Origin of the sequence: Gordonia sp. NPDC003585 (assembly GCF_040610755.1) — a bacterium.
Taxonomy (GTDB): Bacteria; Actinomycetota; Actinomycetes; order Mycobacteriales; family Mycobacteriaceae; genus Gordonia.
The window spans coordinates 17,153-35,456 of the sequence record NZ_JBEXMX010000021.1 but is presented as its reverse complement, the minus strand read 5'-3'; the positions used below and the strand labels follow the sequence as shown (position 1 = coordinate 35,456).

The following is an 18,304-nucleotide window of genomic DNA, read 5'->3' as shown; positions in this document are numbered from 1 at the left end:
TGGCATTCTGCCTGCATGGAGGCGCAGATCGGCATCGGAATGGTGTGTCCGTTCGACATGGCGCTCGACCGCGAGCTCTGGCGGTGGATGCCCGAGTCGGTGTCGCTGTACTTCACGCGCACGGGTTTCATCGACTCGCCGGTCGACGTCGAACTCTGTCGCGACTTGAACAACCATGCGGAGATCGCCGCAGCTGTGCGTGCGGTCGCCTCGGTGAGACCGCGGGCCTTCGGATATGCGTGCGCGTCCGGGAGCTTCGTCTACGGACTCGCCGGGGCAGTGGAACTGTCGAACTGCATGCGCGCTGCCGGTGCGGCACAGGCGGTCACGACGTCGGAGGCGATGCTGCGAGCCCTCGACGTGCTGGACGTGGGCCGCCTCGCGGTCGCGACGCCGTACACCTCCGCGTTGACCGCCCTGCTGTGTGACTTCGTCGCAGAATCGGGACGGTCGGTCGTCGCGCATGCGGAACTCGGCCGCGATCATGAGATCTGGACCATTCCCTACGGTGCCACCGCCGACCTCATCCGCGCCGCCGACCACCCCGAGGCCGACGCGATCTTCGTCTCCTGCACCAACCTGTGGACCTACGACATTCTGGCCGAGATGGAGGCCGAGTTGGGCAAGCCGGTGCTCTCGGCCAATCAGGTCACCGCGTGGGCGACGCTGGTCGATGCGGGTGTACTCGGCGAAACCCGGATTCCGCTGTCGGCGTCACCGAACGCGCACGGACAATCGCTGTTCGCCCGAAGCGCGGTGGCATGAGGTCGGCGATCTCCTTGTCAGTGCGAAGCGAACAGTGACCCCAATTCCGGTGCGAACACCGACATTCCGCACAATCGGAGGCCCTGCCAGACGGTGACCTGGTTGGCGGTGAGGACCGGTTTGCCGAACTTCTCCTCGAGTCCGTTCACCCACATCGCGGTATGCAGCGCGGTATCGGGGATGAGGAGTGCCTGCGCGTCGTCGGAATCCGACATCGAGAGCATGTCGAAGAGCCCGTCACCATCGAGAGTCCCTGCTTCCGAAGCGGTTTCGACGTCATGAGCGTGCAGGGCGACGACCTCGACACCCGCTGCCGTCATGAACTCGCCGAACCCCGCGGCCACCGCATACGGATAGGTGGCCGCCACCGCGACGCGGGTCATCCCCAATGCCGCGCAGGCTGCGGCGAAGGCGAGCGACGTCGACGACGCAGGTAGCCCACACGACTCGGTCAGGCGATCCACCTGTTGGTGGGCGCCCTCCCATCCGTAGAGAAAACTCCCGGACGTACAGGCCCACATCACCGAGGTCGGCTCCCAGACCGCGGCGCGCCGGGCGCCGTCGAGCAGTCGGTCGCTCTCGCCGACCGACAGCATGGCCTCGACCGTGTGGTCGTCGGACTCCACCTCGGTGATGACCACCGGCAGTCGGATCGAACGGTCGGCGAGTGCGGTCTCGATGAGGGCGTAGTCGTCCTCGGCCGCGTGGCCGGGGTAGAGCATCGCGACTGTGGTTGTCACTCCCACACCTCCCGAGTAGATTGTCAACAATCTACCAATCAGTGGGAGGGAGACGCATGCCGGACGCGCGCTGGCTGTCGGCGACCGAACTCGCCTCGGAGTATCGCTCCGGCGAGCTGTCTCCCGAGGCTGTGGCCACCGAATTGCTCGACACCATCGGCGCCGTCGACCGCGGCATCAACGCGTTCTGTCTGGTCGATCCGGATGCGACGATGGCCGACGCCCGTGCGTCGGCCGCGCGACACGCCGCCGGAAAACCGATCGGCCCGCTCGACGGAGTGCCGGTCAGCATCAAGGATCTGCTGCTCACCAAGGGCTGGCCGACGCTGCGCGGGTCGCTGATGATCGAGCCCGGCGACATGGACTGGGATGTCGACGCACCGGCGGTGGCCCGGCTGCGCGAGGGCGGTGCCGTGTTGCTGGGCAAGGTGACGACACCGGAGTTCGGCTGGAAGGGCGTCACCGACAGTCCCCGGACCGGGGTGACCCGCAATCCCTGGGACACGTCGCGCACGTCCGGGGGTTCCAGCGGTGGTGGAGCGGCGGCCCTCGCGGCAGGTCTCGGCCCGCTGTCGGTGGGCACCGACGGCGGCGGATCGATCAGGATTCCCGCGGCGTTCTGTGGGGTCGTCGGATTCAAGGCGACGCTGGGCCGAGTGCCGATGTACCCGCCGAGTCCGTTTGCCCCGGTCGCGCACGTCGGACCGATGGCGAGGACCGTCGCCGACTGCGCGCTGCTGCTCGACACCATCAGTGGGTACGATCCGCGCGACTGGTCGGCACTGGCGACACCGACCGGCCGCGCCGTCGACGCCGTCGCCGAGGCATCCGACCTGTCGGGCGTCCGCGTCGGATACAGCGCGGACCTGGCGTTCGGAACCAACGACGCTGGTGTGCATGCCAATACGGAGCGAGCGGTCGCCGTCCTCGAAGGACTCGGCGCCGCGGTGGAGAAGGTCGATCTGGGTTGGGACGACCCGGTGTGGGCCTACCACGTGCTGTGGTACGCGGGGGCGGCCGCAGTGCTCTCCGCGTTCGGTCCCGAGGCAGCCGAGCGCGTGGACCCGGACCTGCTCGCCGCCATCGAACGGCACCACGACATCTCGGCCGCCGAGTATCTGGACGCGGTTGCCCTCCGGATGGAACTCGGCACGACGATGGGTCGTCTGCACGAGGACGTCGACATCCTCGTCACGCCGTCGATGCCCGCCGTCGCCTTCGAGGCAGGTGCAACGGTGCCGCCGGGATCGGCCTCGCCGGAGTGGACGTCCTGGACGCCGTACACCTATCCCTTCAACCTGACGGGGCAGCCGGCCGTCACGGTGCCGAGCGGATTCGACAATGGTCTGCCCACTGGCGTGCAGTTCGTCGGCGCCCGCCATCGTGACCTGGTGGTTCTGCGGGCGGCCGCCGCCTACGAGCGGGCGGTCGGCGGGTTCGCCACGATGGGACGGCGGCCATGACCGACCGATACATCAGTGTCACGCTCGCCAAACGTGGGGTGAGCGCCGTCGCCCGGCTCCTCGACGACCAGGCGCCGCGCACCGCGGCGGCTGTGTGGGATGCACTTCCACTAGGTGGTCAGGTATTCCACGGAAAGTTCGCGCGCAACGAGATCTACACCCTGGTAACAGCTTTCGCCGACGCCGAGCCTGGATTCGAGAACACCACGGTGACGCCGATCCCGGGTGACCTCTGCTACTTCACCTTCGATGGCGTGCTCGATAATCCGGCCTACGGATATGCGCCGGATTCGGCTCCCGCAGAACATCGTTTGCTGATCGATCTGGCAGTCTTCTACGGCCGCAACAACTTGCTGGTCAACGGGGATGTCGGGTGGGTTCCCGGCAATGTCTTCGCGACGATCATCGAGGGTCTCGACGATCTGGCGGCAGCTTGCAACGACATCTGGATGGGCGGGGCGCGCGGTGAAACGCTCTCCTACGCGAGGTATTCGGGGTAAGAAAGAGGTGATGACGGTGGCGATCAGTAACGGCAGAACGGCCGCTCAGCAGCGCGAAAGCGGTGTTGGGGGTAGCCGGGGGGTGCTCACGCCGCTCGTGCAGGAGTCGACACCGGCGATCATTGCGCGTAAGTTGCACAATGCCATCGCGAACGGCGACTTTGCACCCGGTGCACAGCTCACCGAGTCAGGGCTCGCCGCCGATCTCGGCGTCAGTCGAGGTCCCCTGCGTGAGGCGATGCAACGGCTCACCGCGGAGGGCCTGCTGGTCAGCCACCGCAACCGTGGGCTGTTCGTGGTGTCGATGGACGACGACGACATTCGTGACATGTACATCGCCCGGACGGCCGTCGAACGAGCGGCGATCGAACGGGTGATCGCGCGTGCCGAACCCGATGCTGTGTCGGCGTTGACCCGCGCGGTCTCCGCGATGCGTGAGTTCGTCGCGGAACCGAACGGCGCGGGAATGGCGGAGGCAGATATGCACTTCCACCAGATTTTGGTGGAATCTGCTGGAAGTCAGCGACTTTCGCGCCTGCACGAGACAATTCTCGTGGAGACCCGAATGTGCCTGCGGGCCATGCGAGGAACCTACGCCTCGGGAAAGGAACGGATCGACGAACATCAGGCGTTGGTGGACGCCATAGCCGCCGGGGATGCACCCCGGGCGGACACGCTGATGATCGCACACATGGCGGATGGTCTGCGGCGCCTGATCGGTGATGAAGGTGCCGATCGTGACACCGCCGACGCGGGTTGAGAAAGGCCTCGTCCGTGCTGTGTCCGTGGCGATATCGCGTTATCCATCACCACACATCGACTCGACGACAACTGGCCGAACGATAATCAGGAGGCACAGAGATGGCTGAGGCATCCTCATCCCACATTTATGAGGATTTGGCTCCCGATCCGGAGTCACCCGAGGGAAAGAAGCTGATCCGCAAGGCGATTGGCGCATCTGCGATCGGTAATGCGACAGAGTGGTACGACTACGGTGTATACGCGGCCGCCGCAACCTACTTGACCCACGCCTTCTTTCCCGGTGACCTGGGTTCCATCGGTACGATGCTGGGTTTTGCGATCTCCTTCGTCCTGCGTCCGCTCGGTGGCATGGTGTGGGGTCCGATCGGCGACCGGATCGGCCGCAAATCCGTTCTCGCGATGACGATCCTGCTCATCTCGGGTGCCACCGCGTTGATCGGTCTCCTGCCGACGCACGCGGTGGCCGGGGTGTGGGCACCGGTCCTGCTGATCCTGCTCCGGGTCATCCAGGGCTTCTCCACCGGCGGTGAGTACGGCGGTGCCGCGACCTTCATGGCCGAGTACGCCCCCGACGACAAACGCGGCAGGTACGGTTCGTTCCTGGAGTTCGGCACGCTGGCCGGCTTCTGCAGCGGTACCGCCATGGTCTTGTTCCTCGAACTGCTGCTCTCCGACGACGCGATGCAGACCTGGGGCTGGCGTATCCCGTTCCTCATCGCGCTGCCGCTGGGTCTGGTCGGCCTGTACCTGCGCTCTCAGATGGAGGACACCCCGGTCTTCCAGGAACTTGAGCAAGAAGACGAGATCGAGGGCACCGCGTGGACCCGGTTCAAGGATCTGCTCGGCAACTACTGGCGTCCGATCCTCATCATGTTCGGCATGGTGATCGCGTTGAACGTCGCGAACTACACACTGCTCGCCTATCAGCCGACCTACCTGAAGGACACCATCGGACTGTCTGAGACCTCGGGATCGACGGTGGTTCTGATCGGCCAGCTCGTGATGATGGTAATGATCCCGTTCTTCGGCCGATGGTCGGATTCGACCGGCCGTAAACCCATGTGGTGGGGTTCGCTGATCGGCCTGTTCGCGCTGTCGTTGCCGCTGTACTGGCTGATGGGACAGGGATTCGCCTGGGCGATAGTCGGTTTCGTGATCTTGGGATTGCTCTACATTCCTCAGCTCGCCACCATCTCGGCGACCTTCCCGGCGATGTTCCCCACCCAGGTGCGCTACGCGGGTTTCGCGATCTCCTACAACGTCGCGACGGCGGCATTCGGTGGTACCGCACCGCTGGTCAACGATGCCGTTGTGGAGAACACCGGATGGAATCTCTTCCCGGCGGTCTACATGATGGGTGCGTGCGCCATCGGTATGGTTGCGCTGGTCTTCCTCAAGGAGACCGCGGGCTGTTCGATCCGCGGAACGCAGATCCCGAGCCGCGAGAACGACTTTCACGCGCTCGCCGGTGAGAAGGTCGGAAACTAGTGTCGCGTGTCACGCGACACTAGCCGAGGTGCCACGCGACGGCGACGCCGATCGCGCCGGTGGCGTTGAGCGCCCAGTGCAACGCCACCGGGGCGAGCAGGCTGTCGCTGCGCCGGCGCAGCCAGCCGAAGACGAAGCCGGCGAGCGTCGTCGCCACCACCGCGCCGATCACGCCCGCGATCTGTCCGAACGTTCCGCTGCCGACTGCGTCGGAGAGTCCTTCGTTACCAGCAGTCAGGCCCAGTGACGACGTGAGATGCCACAGTCCGAAGGCCACCGCGCCGATGGTCAGCGCCACGCGGGTGGCGAAGAACTTCATCAGGGTGCCCTGCAACACGCCGCGGAAGATCAGTTCCTCGGGGATCACCGTCTGCAGCGGGATGACGACGAAGGCGGCGAGCAGGGCGTCGGACGGGTCGGCGTACCGGTCGGACATGAAGAAGTCGCGGCTGGCCGGAACCGCGACGGCGACGGAGACGATCGCGCCCACCACGATGATCGCGGCGAGCGCGTAGGCGATGCCGTTGCTCAGCTGCTTCCTCGACAGTCCCAGATCTGTCCAGGTCAGTCCGGCGACGAGTGCGGTAGCCACCAGAAGCAGGGCGGTTGCCGGCACCACGAAGTATGAGATGGGGGCGCGCGAGTAGTGCGCGAGCAGATCGGCCGCGGTGAGGACGATGAGGATCGCGACAACGACCAGCACACCCTCGAGGCGCCGCCTACCCTCATCCATCCCCGAACCTGTCTGTCGTTGTCCGTTCGTCGCCCGAAGTGGGCCGACACCGCTCGATTGTGCCGGGTACAGATAGGATGCGAGCCCGTACGCCACATAACTGGGGGTTCGCATGACGAGTGACTCGGCCGTCGACACCGACGAGACCGTGCCGGAGGACGCGGCCGCGTCCGACGCCGCTGCGGATTCGATCAAACCGGGCCGCCGTGACCGCCTGTCCGGGGCCTTGCATCGCCAGCTGCACCGGTACGCATTCGGCGGCATGATCGGCGCGCTGGTGTTCATGTGGCTTTCGGCCACTCCGTCGTTGCTGCCCCGTGGGCCGCTGTTTCAAGGGCTGGTCAGTGGCGGGTCGGCCGCGATCGGTTACGGCGTGGTCGTGTTCTTCACCTGGCTGGCGCGCTACCTGGTGTCCCGCGAGGAGCCGTGGCCGCGTCCGCCCCGGTGGGCATGGTTGGTCCTGGCGGTGGTCGCACTGGTCGGCACGGTGGTGATGTTTCTCTGGTTCAATCACTGGCAGAACGAGATTCGCGATCTGATGGGCGTCGTACGGTTGGATTGGACCGCGGTCCCGATCGTCACCCTTGTCACGTTCTTCACGTTCGTCCTGCTGATGTCGATCGGTCAGGCGTGGGGTGCCGGCGTGCGCGCGTTGAGCCGCTGGCTGACTCGCTTCGTGCCTCCCCGTATCTCGGCCGCGACCGCGGCGTTTGTCGTCGTCCTGGTCACCTTCTTCGCACTCAACGGCGTGATCGCCAATTACGGTATGCAGGCGCTGAACGCGTCATTCGCCGCCGCCAACGACGAGACGAAACCGGATTCGGTGGCGCCGACGTCGTCGCTGCGATCCGGCGGACCCGGTTCGCTGGTCACCTGGGAATCCCTCGGGCGTGAGGGTCGGGTGTTCATCTCCAAGGGGCCGACGCAGGCCGAACTCGCGGCGTTCAACGGAGCGCCGGCCATGGAACCGATCCGGGTGTACGCAGGGCTGGAGTCCACCGACTCCGTGAAGGAGAACGCCCAGCTGGTGGCGCGTGAACTCGAACGCACCGGTGGACTGCAGCGTGCGGTGGTGGCGGTCGGATCCACCACGGGCAGCGGATGGGTGAACAAGGGCACCGTCGACAGCCTCGAGTACATGTACAACGGCAACACCGCGATCGCTGCGATGCAGTACTCCTACCTCCCGAGCTGGATCTCGTTCCTCGTCGACAAGGAACGTGCCCGCCAGGCCGGGCTCGCGCTGTTCGAGGCGATCTCCGATCGCGTGCAGGCGATGCCCGAGCAGACCAGGCCCAAGCTGGTGGTGTTCGGCGAGAGTCTCGGCTCGTTCGCCGGGGAGGCCCCGTTCGGCACCATCCCGGACGTCGCCGCGCGCACCGACGGCGCACTGTTCTCCGGCCCGACCTTCAACAACACGCTGTGGAACGACACCACACGCCAGCGCGACGACGGCTCACCTCAGGTGATGCCCATCTACGAGAACGGCGAGAAGGTCCGCTTCATCGCCGACGAGACCGATCTCGGACGTCCCGCCACCGAGTGGGAGGCGAAACGCATCGTCTACCTGCAGCACGCCAGCGACCCCATCACCTGGTGGTCGCCGCGGCTCATCCTGAACAAACCCGACTGGCTCTCCGAGCCGCGCGGGCGCGACGTGCTGAGCTCGATGCAGTGGATTCCGTTCGTGACCTTCCTCCAGGTCTCCGCCGACATGGCGGTGTCCACGGGCGTGCCCGACGGTCACGGCCACGACTATCTCTCGGCCATCCCGTACGCGTGGTCGAAGATCCTGAATCCGCCCGGCTGGTCCGATGCGAAAACCCAAGCGCTGCTTCCGTACCTGAGCCGGGATTAGATTCCCTGCCGCCGGCTGTGCGAGCCTCTCCCGCTGGCTCAGGTGCGAGCCTGCTCACCGCTAGCGAATCGCTAGCGCTCCTCGCACCTCAGTGTTGCGGCCACGGGGTGGCGTCGTGACCGGGGCAAATGGGCATTTGTGGATCAGCGACCCTCCGTCGGCCTTGCCGACGATCATGGACGCAGGAAGAGCGCCGTCGAGCGGGACGCGGCGGCTATGACCCACAAGAAAATAGGGGAAGAAACTCGTCCCCTACCCTTGGAGTCCTCCCCGCGAGTTTTCTCGCGGGCGACTCAACAAGCAGGGGCAGAAAGTAGGGGAAGAACCTTCCCCTACTTTCAGTGGTCCGGTGGCTCGCTGACGTGGCCCGTTCGCCTGCCTTCGAGGCATCCCTTCGGCTGACGCCTCGGGCACCTCCGAGAGCGTGGGGTGGTGGACGCTTATGTGCAGGTCAGAGCGCTAGTCACCGAACTAGGAGCGGTGAGCGGTGGGGAGCTCACGTCGGCAGCGCGGCGATGGGGACCAGGTGCCGGCGCGCGAAGGCCTCGACATCCTCGTAGGTGCCGAGCGGCAGGCGGATGCGAGGCGTCAGCAGGATCGAATGGGTGATGCGCACCAGGATCTCGGCTCGGGCGAGTAGTTCGTCGTCGTCGAGGGACATGTCGGGTCCGCGCAGGACCTCGGCGGTGGCGGCCACCGCACCGGCGAGCACGGTCGACGCGTTCACGGTGAGCTGGTCGAGGACCGTGGTGGCCTCGAGTTCGAGCAGCCGATTCCACACCCGGTTGGAGCGCACCGTGGTCACCGTGGTCGCGAAGGCGTGCACCACCCGATCCTCGAAGCTGTCGGCGGCTGCCGCTGCAGCACCAACCGCCGCGTACAGCCGCTGCGACTCCCGGATCATCACCGCGGCGAGGATCTCGTTCTTGCCGCCGATTCGGCGGTAGACGGTCACCCGTCCGACGCCTGCTCGCTGGGCGACCTCGTCGACGGTGGCGCGCCGGACACCGATGTCGGCGAAGACATCGAGGGCCGCGTCGAGGATGGGATCCGAATCGTCGGTGGACGGGGCCGGCTGCGAGAACAGACCGGGAACAGACATGAGCCGAGACTATCGGACCCTAGACAGTGAAACAATGAGATGTAATATGTATCTCCGTATCATCGCCCTGAGAGGAGAACGGTCTGTGACCGCGAACGTCAGCCCCAAAGACGTCAGTACTGCACACGTCAGCCTGGAATATGTCGATGAGGAGTACGCGATCAACGCGCGACCGGTCAGTTTCGACTGGACCGGGGTTCCGCTCGAGTACATTCCCGGCGAGCCCTACGCCACGCATTTCTGGAACGTCATGCACCTCGTCCTCCCCGAAGGGGAACGTGCGATGGCCGACGTGTTCGCGCAAGCCCTCGAGTACATCGACGACGAGCGTCTGCGCGAAGAGGTCGTCGGCTTCGTCGGGCAGGAGGCGACCCACGCATCGTCGCACGAGGGCTTCCGTCAGTACCTGCAGGCCGGCGGCGTCGAGATCGAACCGATCATGCAACGGATCGAGTACGCGGTGCAGAAGATCTTCGGCGACCACGGCATCACCAACGAACGTGCCCGCAAGGCATGGCTTTCCGAGCGCCTCGGTGTGTATGCGGCCGCCGAGCACTTCACCGCAGTGGTCGGCGAGTGGATTCTGGACAACGAGGAATTCGACCGCGTCGGCGTCGATCCGACGATGCTCGATCTCCTGCGCTGGCACGGTGCCGAAGAACTCGAACACCGCAATGTGGCCTTCGACGCCTTCCAGTATGTCGACGGCAGCTATCTCCGACGGGCTCGCACGGCCGTGATCGCCTGCAGCGGTCTCGCTCTGCTCTGGTTCTCCACCGCGGCCTACCTGTATCGCAACGACACGACGGTGAAGCGCCGTCGCCCCTGGCCGTGGGCGTTCGCGCGGGCCTCGCGCCGACACCTCATCCCGGGTCTGTCGTTCCTGTTCGTGCAGATCTACCTGTACCTGCGCCCGGGCTTCCACCCTTCGCGGATGGGCGACATCGGCAAGGCCGTTCGCTACCTGGCACATTCGCCTGCGGCACGGGCGGCGGAGGCGTGAACTATCTGCCCGCACCGATGACGGATGTCGAGAACCCGACGCCCGTCCTGCACGCCATGGGCCGGATTGCCCGCGGCTACTCCCGGGTCTTTGCGGAAAGCCGTTTCGCTGAACGGCTTTCGCCCCCCGCGCAGATCCGCCATACCGGTTTCGACCTGCGTCTGATGGTGTCGGACACCGTCGAGGTCGCCGACAACGTCCGCGCCATCACCCTGGCGCGCCCGGATCGGACACCGCTGCCGCGGTGGTCACCGGGAGCACACCTCGACGTCTTCACGCCGTCGGGACGCCAGCGCCACTATTCGCTCACCGGCGATCCGGCCGACGTCGACACCTATCGCATAGCGGTCCGCAAGCTACCCGACGGCACCGGCTCGGTGGAGATGCACGACCTGCGCGTCGGCGACATGGTGCGAATCCGCGGACCGCGCAACGCCTTCAACTTCGCCCCCGCGCCGGGCTACCTGTTTGTCGCCGGCGGCATCGGCATCACGCCGATCCTGCCGATGGTGCGCGCGGCGGCCGCGGCGGGTGCCGATTGGCGTCTCATCTACACGGGCGCCACCCGATCGTCGATGCCATTCGTCGACGAACTGGTCGCTATCGACGAAGCGCGAGTACAGGTCCGGCCCGACGATGAGTACGGCCGGCCCAACGTCGACGAGCTGCTCGCCGATGTCGGGTCGGACGGCTCGGTGTACCTCTGCGGGCCATCGGCGATGCTGGACGCATTCCGTGCCGTCACGGGCCCGCTGGTGGAGCTGCACAGCGAACGTTTCAGCCCGCCACCGGTTCTCGGCGGCACCCCGTTCACCGTGCGCCTCGATCGCAGCGCGCTCGATGTCGAGGTCGCCGCCGACGAGACGGTCCTCGCCGCGGTCCGCCGGGTGAAACCGGATGTGCGGTACTCCTGTCAGCAGGGCTTCTGCGGGGCCTGTCGAGTGCGCGTGCTCGACGGTGACGTGGAGCATCGCGACCGCGTGCTGATCGGTGACGAACGGGAAGACTCCATGATGATCTGCGTATCTCGCGCCGAGGACCGCGTCGTCCTCGATCTGTGAAGGGAATCAAGTGAACACAATCGATCCGAACGCATCCGAACACATCGGTGTCGCGATCGTCGGCGGCGGATTCGGCGGCATCGGTGCGGCGATCCGACTGAAGGAAGCCGGCTTCGGCGACCTGGTGATCTTCGAACGCGCCGACGCGCTGGGCGGCACTTGGCAGGCCAACACGTATCCAGGTGCGCAATGCGACATCCCGTCGGCGCTGTACTCGTTCTCCTTTGCCCCCAACCCCGAGTGGACGCGGCTCTACCCGCTGCAGGAGGAGATCCAGACCTACATTCGACGTTGCGCCGACGAGCGGGGCATCACGCCGCATGTGCGGTTGGGTCACGACGTGATCGCCGCGGACTGGGACGATCTGGCGCAAGTGTGGCGGCTCGTGGTTCGTGACCGGCTGGGCAACGAATCCGTGTGCACGGCAACAATCCTGCTGCTGGCCACCGGACCGTTCAGCGAGCCGTCGGTGCCGTCGTTGCCGGGGTTGGAGGACTTCTCCGGCCGGACCTTCCATTCGGCGCAGTGGGATCACGACTACGACCTCGACGGTAAATCGGTGGCGGTCATCGGAACCGGGGCGTCGGCCGTGCAGTTCGTCCCGCAGATCCAGCCGAAGGTGGCCTCGCTCACGCTGTTCCAGCGCACCCCGACGTGGATTCTTCCGCATCCCGATCGGCCGCTGAGTCCGCGCGTACGGAAGCTGTTCCGGCGCGCGCCGATCACGCAGCGCGGCGTCCGAAGCGCGTTCAATCTGGTGCAGGAGATGCTGGTCCCGGGACTGGTGCAGCGGCCGTCGCTGCTGAAGCCGGCGGCTGCGCTGGGGCGGGCGCATCTGCGACGCCAGGTGCGCGACACGACGTTGCGCGGCAAGCTCACCCCGACCTATGCGTTCGGTTGTAAACGGCCGACCTTCTCCAACACCTACTATCCGGCGCTGGCCGCGTCGAACTCGGAGGTCGTGACGTCGGGCATCGAGAAGGTGAGTGCCGACGGTGTCGTGACCGCGGACGGCACCGAGCACCGCGTCGACGCCATCATCTTCGGTACCGGGTTCAAACTCGTTGCCAATGAGGGGTTCACACGAATTCGTGGGATCGATGGTCGGAGTCTCGCCGACGTGTGGGAAGGGGAGATGCGGGCCTACCTCGGCACCATGGTCAGCGGGTTCCCCAACATGTTCATGATCCTCGGACCCAACTCCGTGGTGTACACCTCGCAGGTGGTCACCATCGAAGCGCAGGTCGACTTCATCCTCGAGACACTGAAGGCAATGCGCGACAGAAGTATTCGAAGTCTCGACGTGACCCCGCAGGCACAGCGGGACTACGTCGACGAGGTGGACGAGGGACTGAAGAACTCGGTGTGGAATCAGGGCGGGTGCAGCAGTTACTACCTGAGCGCGTCGGGCCGAAACTTCACCTTCTGGCCCGGATACGCCTTTACACTTCGGCATCGGATGCGCCACCTCCGACTGGGGGACTTCGCTCTTCGGCTTCCGGGACGTCCCCGAACAGTCGATGAGCAGGGCCGGGCACTGGTGAGCCGATGAGCACGCAGCGGTTCGACGGCAAGGTCGCGCTGATCACCGGTGCCGCACAAGGTATCGGCTTCGAGACCGCGCGACTGTTCGCAGAGCGCGGTGCGGCGGTCGTTCTCGTGGACCTGTACGCTGCCCGCCTCGACAAGGCCGTCTCAGGATTGGGTGACGTTCGAGCGCTGGCGGTGGAAGCGGATGTGCGAGCGCTGAGTTCGATGGAGGAAGCGGTCGGAAAGGCCGTCGGAGAGTTCGGTCGCCTCGACTACGTCGTCGCGAACGCGGGCATCACGCCGCCGCCCGCGACCTTGCGCACCGTCGACCCGGAGGCCTTCGGACGCGTCATCGACGTCAACCTGCTCGGCGCGTTCAACACGGTGCGTGCGGGAATCGAAGCGGTCATCGCCGCGCGCGGGCATATTCAGGTCATCGGGTCGTGCGCCGCGTTCGCGCCCGGCATGGGCGGATCGGCGTACATGATCAGCAAAGCCGGTGTGGAACAGCTGGGCCGAGCGTTGCGGATCGAACTGGCGGCGCACGACGCGTCGGCCGGTGTGGCCTACTTCGGGATCGTCGAAACCGCTTTGACCCGTGCAACGCTCGACGACGACGAACTGGGCCGGGAGATCGGGGCGGAACTGCCCTGGCCGCTCAACCGTCGGATCACCGCGGAGCAGGCCGCCGGGGCGATCGTCGGCGCGGTTGCGAATCGGCGGGCGAGGGTCATCGCGCCGCGGCAGTGGACGGCGTATTCGGTTCTGCGCGGACTGATCAACCCGGTTCTCGATCTGAAGTTGGAACGGGACAAAGGTATTCGTGATCTCATAGTGCGATTGGAGGAGCGCTCCGGTGGCGCTCCGGGGAGGTGACACCATGGCTCGACATTCGCTGGTGACGGTCGGCGACGAATTCTTCGACGAGGCGCCGGTCCGGGCGACGCTGGGCTTCGACACACCTGCGGCACCCGCGCGTGTGTGGGAAGTTCTCGCAGCCGACGACGCGGTGGGCTCATGGAGCAAGCTGGTCACCGGGGCGCACTGGGAACCGGGTCCGCGGGGCGTCGGCGCCATCCGCGAAGTCACGCTGGGTGGATTCCTCACTGTCCGTGAGGAATTCTACCGGTGGGATGAGGGAGAGCGGATGACGTTCTCCGCCGTCGGGACCACCGGACCGGGCATCCGTTCGTTCGCCGAGGACTACGTGATCACCCCGAAGGGCAACGGTTCGCGGCTGGAATGGACGGTCGCGACGGCACCCAAGGCGGGTGTCGGGCCGCGGGTCGGGGGCGTCGCGGGGCGCGTCCTGTGGGCGTCGGTGTGGCCGTTGGCGCACGGGTTGGAGAAGAAGCTGAAGGGTTGAGTGATCTCGACACGATGCCTCGCCCAGGGGCTCGGTATCGGCTCGATCAGCGGAAGGCTCAGCTCGCACCCAGCAACCGCAGCGCGGCGAGGGTGTAGGCACGTGCGGCGGTGACGAGGTCCGCGACGGCGACCGATTCGTCGGGCTGGTGGGCGTCGGTGTTGATGTTGCCGGGCCCCAACACGATCGACGGCACGCCGAGGTCGCGGCTGACGAAACCGCCGTCGCAGGCGGCGCTCCAACCCCCGATCGAGGTCGTGGTCCCAGCGTTGGTGACCGCTTCGACCGCGGTGGTTACGAGTGGGTGGTCGGCTGGAGTGGCGAACCCGGGCATCTCCATGGTGACGCGAACGTCGACGGTGATGCCGTCGGTGTCGATGCCGGCGCGGCTGATCGTCGAACGCAGTTGGTCGGCGATGGCGTGCGGATCTTCGTCGGGCATGAGGCGTCGGTCGATGCCGAGCGAACAGGTTGGCGCGACCACCGAGATGCCCTGGCCACCCGCGATGGTGCCGACATTCCAGGTTCCGCTGCCGAGAAGTTCGTCCTGCGTGAGGGCGAGATGTTCGTGGTCGAACCGGATGAGGTCGACGATCTGTGCGGCGGCGTTGATGGCGCTGCGCCCGTCGGACGGTCGGCCGGAATGAGCGGCCCGGCCGAAGACGTCGATCTCCAGATACGACGCACCACGACAGCCCCGCACGACCTGCAGGTCGGTGGGTTCGGCGACGATGCAGCCGAGGAAGTCGTGGTCGGCGGGGCGGGAGACGAAGTCACGCACGCCGATGCCGTGTTCCTCCTCGTCGACCGTGCACACCAGCCGAACAGGTCCGGACAGTTCGATCCCGTAGGCGCCGGCGTGCCGCAAGGCCTGCATCGCGGCGACGACGGCCGCCAGCCCGCCCTTCATGTCGGTGGTGCCGCGACCGTAGATGCGGCCGTCGGCGAAGCGGGCCCGGTACGGATCGGCCGACCAGTTGGGGCCGGCCGGCACGACGTCGGAATGCCCGAGAAACATCAGGCCCGGGCCCTGTTGAATTGCCCCGTCGCTGCGCTCGCCCTGTTGAATTGCCCCGTCGCTGCGCTCGCCCCGGTGACCTGCGGGGAGAGTGGCGACGAGGTTGGGGCGCTGCGGCGCGGCCTCCGTGGTGGTGACCTGCAGTCCGACGGCGCGGCACGCCTTCTCGAGCACCTCGACGGCAGCGGCTTCGGTCCCGCCCGGATTCTCGCTGGGCGCCTCCACCAGCGATGCCGTCAGCATGGCGATGGTGTCGGCATTGATGTGGCCGCAGACGCCTTCCTCTGCCTCGGTCAGCCCGGTATAGCCATTGTCCGCACCACTCACCGTGCCATCTTCTCAAGACTCACCGTCAAGCGTCGGATTCCCTCGTCGATTCGCTCCGGGGTGCTCGACGCGAAGCACAGGCGCATCGAGTTGCGGAAGCGACCGCCCGGCGACAGCGCCGGGCCGGGGATGAACGCGACGCCGTCGGCGAGCGCCACCTCGAAGAGTTCCCGGGTGTCGATCTCGGCGAACTCGTCGCGCAGCGTAACCCAGAGGAAGAAGCCGCCCTCGGGGTCGGTGGTTCTCACCCGATCGCCGAGATGGCGCGCGATGGACGCACGCATCGCGTCCTTGCGTTCGCGGTAGAGGGACCGGATGCCGGCGAGATGGTCGTCGAGGCCGCCGCGGGCGATGTACTCGGCGACGATGTGCTGGTTGGGCACGTTGGTGCAGGTGTCCATGGCCTGCTTGCCGTTGATGAGTAGTTGCCGCAGTGACGGGTCGGCATCGACCCACCCGACCCGCCACCCCGGTGCGAGGATCTTGGAGAACGTCCGCACCGAGAACACGAGTGGGTCTGCGGGACTGATGGTTTGGAAGGTGGGGAGGTCGGTGCCGGCGAACCTCAGCAGTCCGTACGGGTCGTCGTCGATGATGACCGATCCCCAGATGTGGGCCAGCCGCAACAACTCTCGGCGTCGTTCCGCGGAGAGGGTGACGCCGGACGGGTTCTGGAAGGTCGGGATGGTGTAGATCGCCTTGGGGATCAGTCCCGTGCGCGCGACGAGCTCTTCGAGGCGGTCCACCTGCATGCCGTCGTCGTCGACCGGCACCTCGAGAAGCTGCGCACCGTAGGAGAGGGCGGTCGCACTGCCGTTGGTGTAGGTGGGGGATTCGACCACCACCAGGTCGCCCGGGTCGACGAAGAGTTTGCAGGCCAGGTCCAGACCCTGCATGCCGCCGGTGGTGATGACTAGCCGTTCGTGACTCGACGGATCCGGAGTGGTGGCAAGGTAATCCACCAGCAACTGCAGCAGTCGGGGTTCACCTTCGGTGGCGCCGTAGGTGAACGAGCTGTTGTCGAGGATCTCCCCGGCGATCTGCCGGAACTCGTCGGCCGGAACCGCTTCGTCGGCAGGCGATCCCATCGCGAACCGCACGATGTCGTGCGACTGCGCGGCCAAGAGCGACGTCGACGAATCGATCATCGAGCCGACGAGATCCTTTGCGCGGCCCGCGAGGGGGATGGTGGGGGTGTGGGTGGCGGTCATGCTTTCACCTCGTCTCGGTTGTGGCACTCACCGCTCCCTGAGGTGCGAGCGAAGCGAGCCTCGAAGGGCTGGCGACATCTTCTCGCCAACCCTTCGAGGCTCGTCGCTTGCGCTCCTCGCACCTCAGGGAGCGGATTGTGCGGATTGTGCATGCGGGCTGTCATTTCTGGATCAATTCACGCGGGAAGGCGGTGAAGGTCTCGACGCCGGTGGGGCTGACGCGGACCGACTCGGACAGCTCGAAACCGTAGTTGTCCATCCACATTCCGCAGACGATGTGGAAGGTCATGTTGGTCTCCAGGATGGTCTCGTCTTCGGTGCGGATGCTGATGGTGCGCTCACCCCAATCGGGTGGATAGCCGATGCCGATGGAATAGCCGAGGCGAGAGGGCTTTTCAAGGCCGTACTTGGCGAGAGTCCAGTTCCAGGTCGACGCGAGTTCGCGGGTGGCGACACCGGGCCGGATGGTGTCGAGGACGTTGTTCAGGCCTTCGGCGGTGGCCTGTGCGACGTAGTCGAGGTCCTTGGACGGCTTGCCGAGTGCGACGGTGCGCGCGAGGGGGCAGTGATATCGGTTGTGTGCACCGGTCAGTTCGACCACCACCGCCTCGTTCTCGGTGAACGTGCCTTGATGCCAGGTGAGATGCGGGGTGTCGGCAGCCGCGCCGGTGGGCAGAAGGGGCACGATCGCGGGGTAGTCGCCGCCGAACTGGTCGGTCCCGGTGATCTGGGCCTGGGAGATGGCGGCCGCCGCATCACATTGGCGCACACCGACATCGATGGTGTCGATGGCCGCGCGCATCGCCTCCGAGCACACCATGCCGGCCTGACGCATCAGCTGGATCTCGGCGTCGGACTTGACCGAGCGCACCCAGTTCACGAGTTCGAAGGAATCGACGAGCTTCCACTCCGGGATGGCGTTGTACAACGCACGATAGGCCTTGGGGGAGAAGAAGTGCGAGTCCATCTCCAGCCCAACCGAACCCGCCTTGGATGCCGGTGCGATGAGGTGTCGTTGACGAAGCGCCCACGCCACCCAATCGAAGGGATGGACGTGGGGGCGATGCACGTAGCTCTCCGGGTAACCGACGATCTGTTCCTCGGACAACCACGTGGTGCGATGCGCGCCATGGGCATCCATCTCGCGGGAGAAGAACACCATCTCGCCCTCGATCGGGACGAACAGCATCTGCGGGGTGTAGAACGACCAGGCGTTGTAGCCGATCAGGTAGAAGATGTTGGCGGGGTCGGTGACGATGATCGCCGACAAACCCTGCCGATCCATGAGTTCGCGCACCCGGACCAGGCGCTGCTCGTACTCGCTGTCGGTGAACAGCTGAGCGCCGAGATACATGCAGCCTCCTTATCGTGGGTCGG

The 18,304-nt window shown here is 66.1% G+C and carries 17 protein-coding genes; 11 read left to right on the top strand and 6 right to left on the bottom strand.

Annotation, left to right across the window (positions count from 1 at the left end; translation table 11 throughout):
* Nucleotides 1-15: 15 nt before the first annotated feature.
* Nucleotides 16-765, top strand: a complete 750-nt coding sequence (locus ABZW74_RS07910; protein WP_355275463.1) for an Asp/Glu/hydantoin racemase — start codon at nt 16-18, stop codon at nt 763-765.
* A 17-nt stretch (nt 766-782) separates the two neighbouring features.
* Here the strand turns inward: ABZW74_RS07910 and ABZW74_RS07905 are convergent, their stop codons facing one another.
* Complete coding sequence (locus tag ABZW74_RS07905) at nt 783-1,505, bottom strand: maleate cis-trans isomerase (protein WP_355275425.1); 723 nt, start codon at nt 1,503-1,505, stop codon at nt 783-785.
* Between the two features lie 56 nt (nt 1,506-1,561).
* Between ABZW74_RS07905 and ABZW74_RS07900 the strand changes: the two genes are divergently transcribed.
* The 4 genes from ABZW74_RS07900 to ABZW74_RS07885 all read left to right on the top strand — a co-directional run bounded on the left by ABZW74_RS07900 (nt 1,562) and on the right by ABZW74_RS07885 (nt 5,718).
* A complete protein-coding gene (locus ABZW74_RS07900; protein ID WP_355275423.1) occupies nt 1,562-2,968 on the top strand; it encodes an amidase in 1,407 nt (468 codons plus the stop codon).
* Nucleotides 2,965-3,468 carry a DUF3830 family protein gene (locus ABZW74_RS07895; protein WP_355275421.1) on the top strand — a complete coding sequence of 168 codons (504 nt, stop codon included), beginning with the start codon at nt 2,965-2,967 and terminating at the stop codon, nt 3,466-3,468. The genes ABZW74_RS07900 and ABZW74_RS07895 overlap by 4 nt, the downstream gene beginning before the upstream one ends.
* An 82-nt stretch (nt 3,469-3,550) precedes the next feature.
* Nucleotides 3,551-4,228 (top strand): GntR family transcriptional regulator, encoded by a 678-nt coding sequence (locus tag ABZW74_RS07890; protein WP_355275462.1) that lies wholly within the window; start codon nt 3,551-3,553, stop codon nt 4,226-4,228.
* Nucleotides 4,229-4,329: 101 nt separating this feature from the next.
* On the top strand, nt 4,330-5,718 hold the full coding sequence (locus tag ABZW74_RS07885; RefSeq protein WP_355275419.1) for an MFS transporter: 1,389 nt from the start codon (nt 4,330-4,332) through the stop codon (nt 5,716-5,718).
* 19 nt (nt 5,719-5,737) lie between these two features.
* On the opposite strand, the gene ABZW74_RS07880 is transcribed toward ABZW74_RS07885, so the two are convergent.
* On the bottom strand, nt 5,738-6,451 hold the full coding sequence (locus tag ABZW74_RS07880) for a CPBP family intramembrane glutamic endopeptidase (protein ID WP_355275417.1): 714 nt from the start codon (nt 6,449-6,451) through the stop codon (nt 5,738-5,740).
* 112 nt (nt 6,452-6,563) lie between these two features.
* On the opposite strand from ABZW74_RS07880, the gene ABZW74_RS07875 reads away from it, so the two are divergent.
* Nucleotides 6,564-8,309: an alpha/beta-hydrolase family protein gene (locus tag ABZW74_RS07875; RefSeq protein WP_355275415.1), complete on the top strand. Its 1,746-nt coding sequence runs from the start codon at nt 6,564-6,566 to the stop codon at nt 8,307-8,309.
* Between the two features lie 496 nt (nt 8,310-8,805).
* Here ABZW74_RS07875 and ABZW74_RS07870 read toward each other — a convergent pair whose 3' ends face one another.
* The gene (locus tag ABZW74_RS07870; RefSeq protein ID WP_240859410.1) at nt 8,806-9,411 is read right to left on the bottom strand and encodes a TetR/AcrR family transcriptional regulator; all 606 of its coding nucleotides are present in this window, start codon (nt 9,409-9,411) and stop codon (nt 8,806-8,808) included.
* 85 nt (nt 9,412-9,496) lie between these two features.
* Between ABZW74_RS07870 and ABZW74_RS07865 the strand changes: the two genes are divergently transcribed.
* From ABZW74_RS07865 to ABZW74_RS07845, 5 genes are read left to right on the top strand one after another with little or no spacing between them, the layout of a single operon-like run.
* Nucleotides 9,497-10,414 carry a metal-dependent hydrolase gene (locus tag ABZW74_RS07865; protein ID WP_240859408.1) on the top strand — a complete coding sequence of 306 codons (918 nt, stop codon included), beginning with the start codon at nt 9,497-9,499 and terminating at the stop codon, nt 10,412-10,414.
* Nucleotides 10,411-11,475: a PDR/VanB family oxidoreductase gene (locus tag ABZW74_RS07860; RefSeq protein ID WP_240859405.1), complete on the top strand. Its 1,065-nt coding sequence runs from the start codon at nt 10,411-10,413 to the stop codon at nt 11,473-11,475. Before ABZW74_RS07865 ends, ABZW74_RS07860 begins: the two co-directional genes overlap by 4 nt.
* Before the next feature lie 10 nt (nt 11,476-11,485).
* Nucleotides 11,486-13,027, top strand: a complete 1,542-nt coding sequence (locus ABZW74_RS07855) for an NAD(P)/FAD-dependent oxidoreductase (RefSeq protein ID WP_240859402.1) — start codon at nt 11,486-11,488, stop codon at nt 13,025-13,027.
* Nucleotides 13,024-13,881 (top strand): short-chain dehydrogenase/reductase, encoded by an 858-nt coding sequence (locus tag ABZW74_RS07850; RefSeq protein WP_240859400.1) that lies wholly within the window; start codon nt 13,024-13,026, stop codon nt 13,879-13,881. The genes ABZW74_RS07855 and ABZW74_RS07850 overlap by 4 nt, the downstream gene beginning before the upstream one ends.
* 4 nt (nt 13,882-13,885) lie before the next feature.
* Complete coding sequence (locus ABZW74_RS07845) at nt 13,886-14,371, top strand: SRPBCC family protein (RefSeq protein WP_240859398.1); 486 nt, start codon at nt 13,886-13,888, stop codon at nt 14,369-14,371.
* Nucleotides 14,372-14,429: 58 nt separating this feature from the next.
* Here ABZW74_RS07845 and ABZW74_RS07840 read toward each other — a convergent pair whose 3' ends face one another.
* The 3 genes from ABZW74_RS07840 to ABZW74_RS07830 form a co-directional block, all read right to left on the bottom strand.
* Nucleotides 14,430-15,632: a M20 family metallopeptidase gene (locus ABZW74_RS07840; protein WP_355275461.1), complete on the bottom strand. Its 1,203-nt coding sequence runs from the start codon at nt 15,630-15,632 to the stop codon at nt 14,430-14,432.
* An 80-nt stretch (nt 15,633-15,712) separates the two neighbouring features.
* Nucleotides 15,713-16,927, bottom strand: coding sequence for a PLP-dependent aminotransferase family protein (locus ABZW74_RS07835; RefSeq protein ID WP_240859395.1), 1,215 nt, complete (start codon nt 16,925-16,927; stop codon nt 15,713-15,715).
* A 160-nt stretch (nt 16,928-17,087) separates the two neighbouring features.
* The gene (locus tag ABZW74_RS07830; RefSeq protein ID WP_240859394.1) at nt 17,088-18,281 is read right to left on the bottom strand and encodes a M24 family metallopeptidase; all 1,194 of its coding nucleotides are present in this window, start codon (nt 18,279-18,281) and stop codon (nt 17,088-17,090) included.
* Nucleotides 18,282-18,304: the final 23 nt, after the last annotated feature.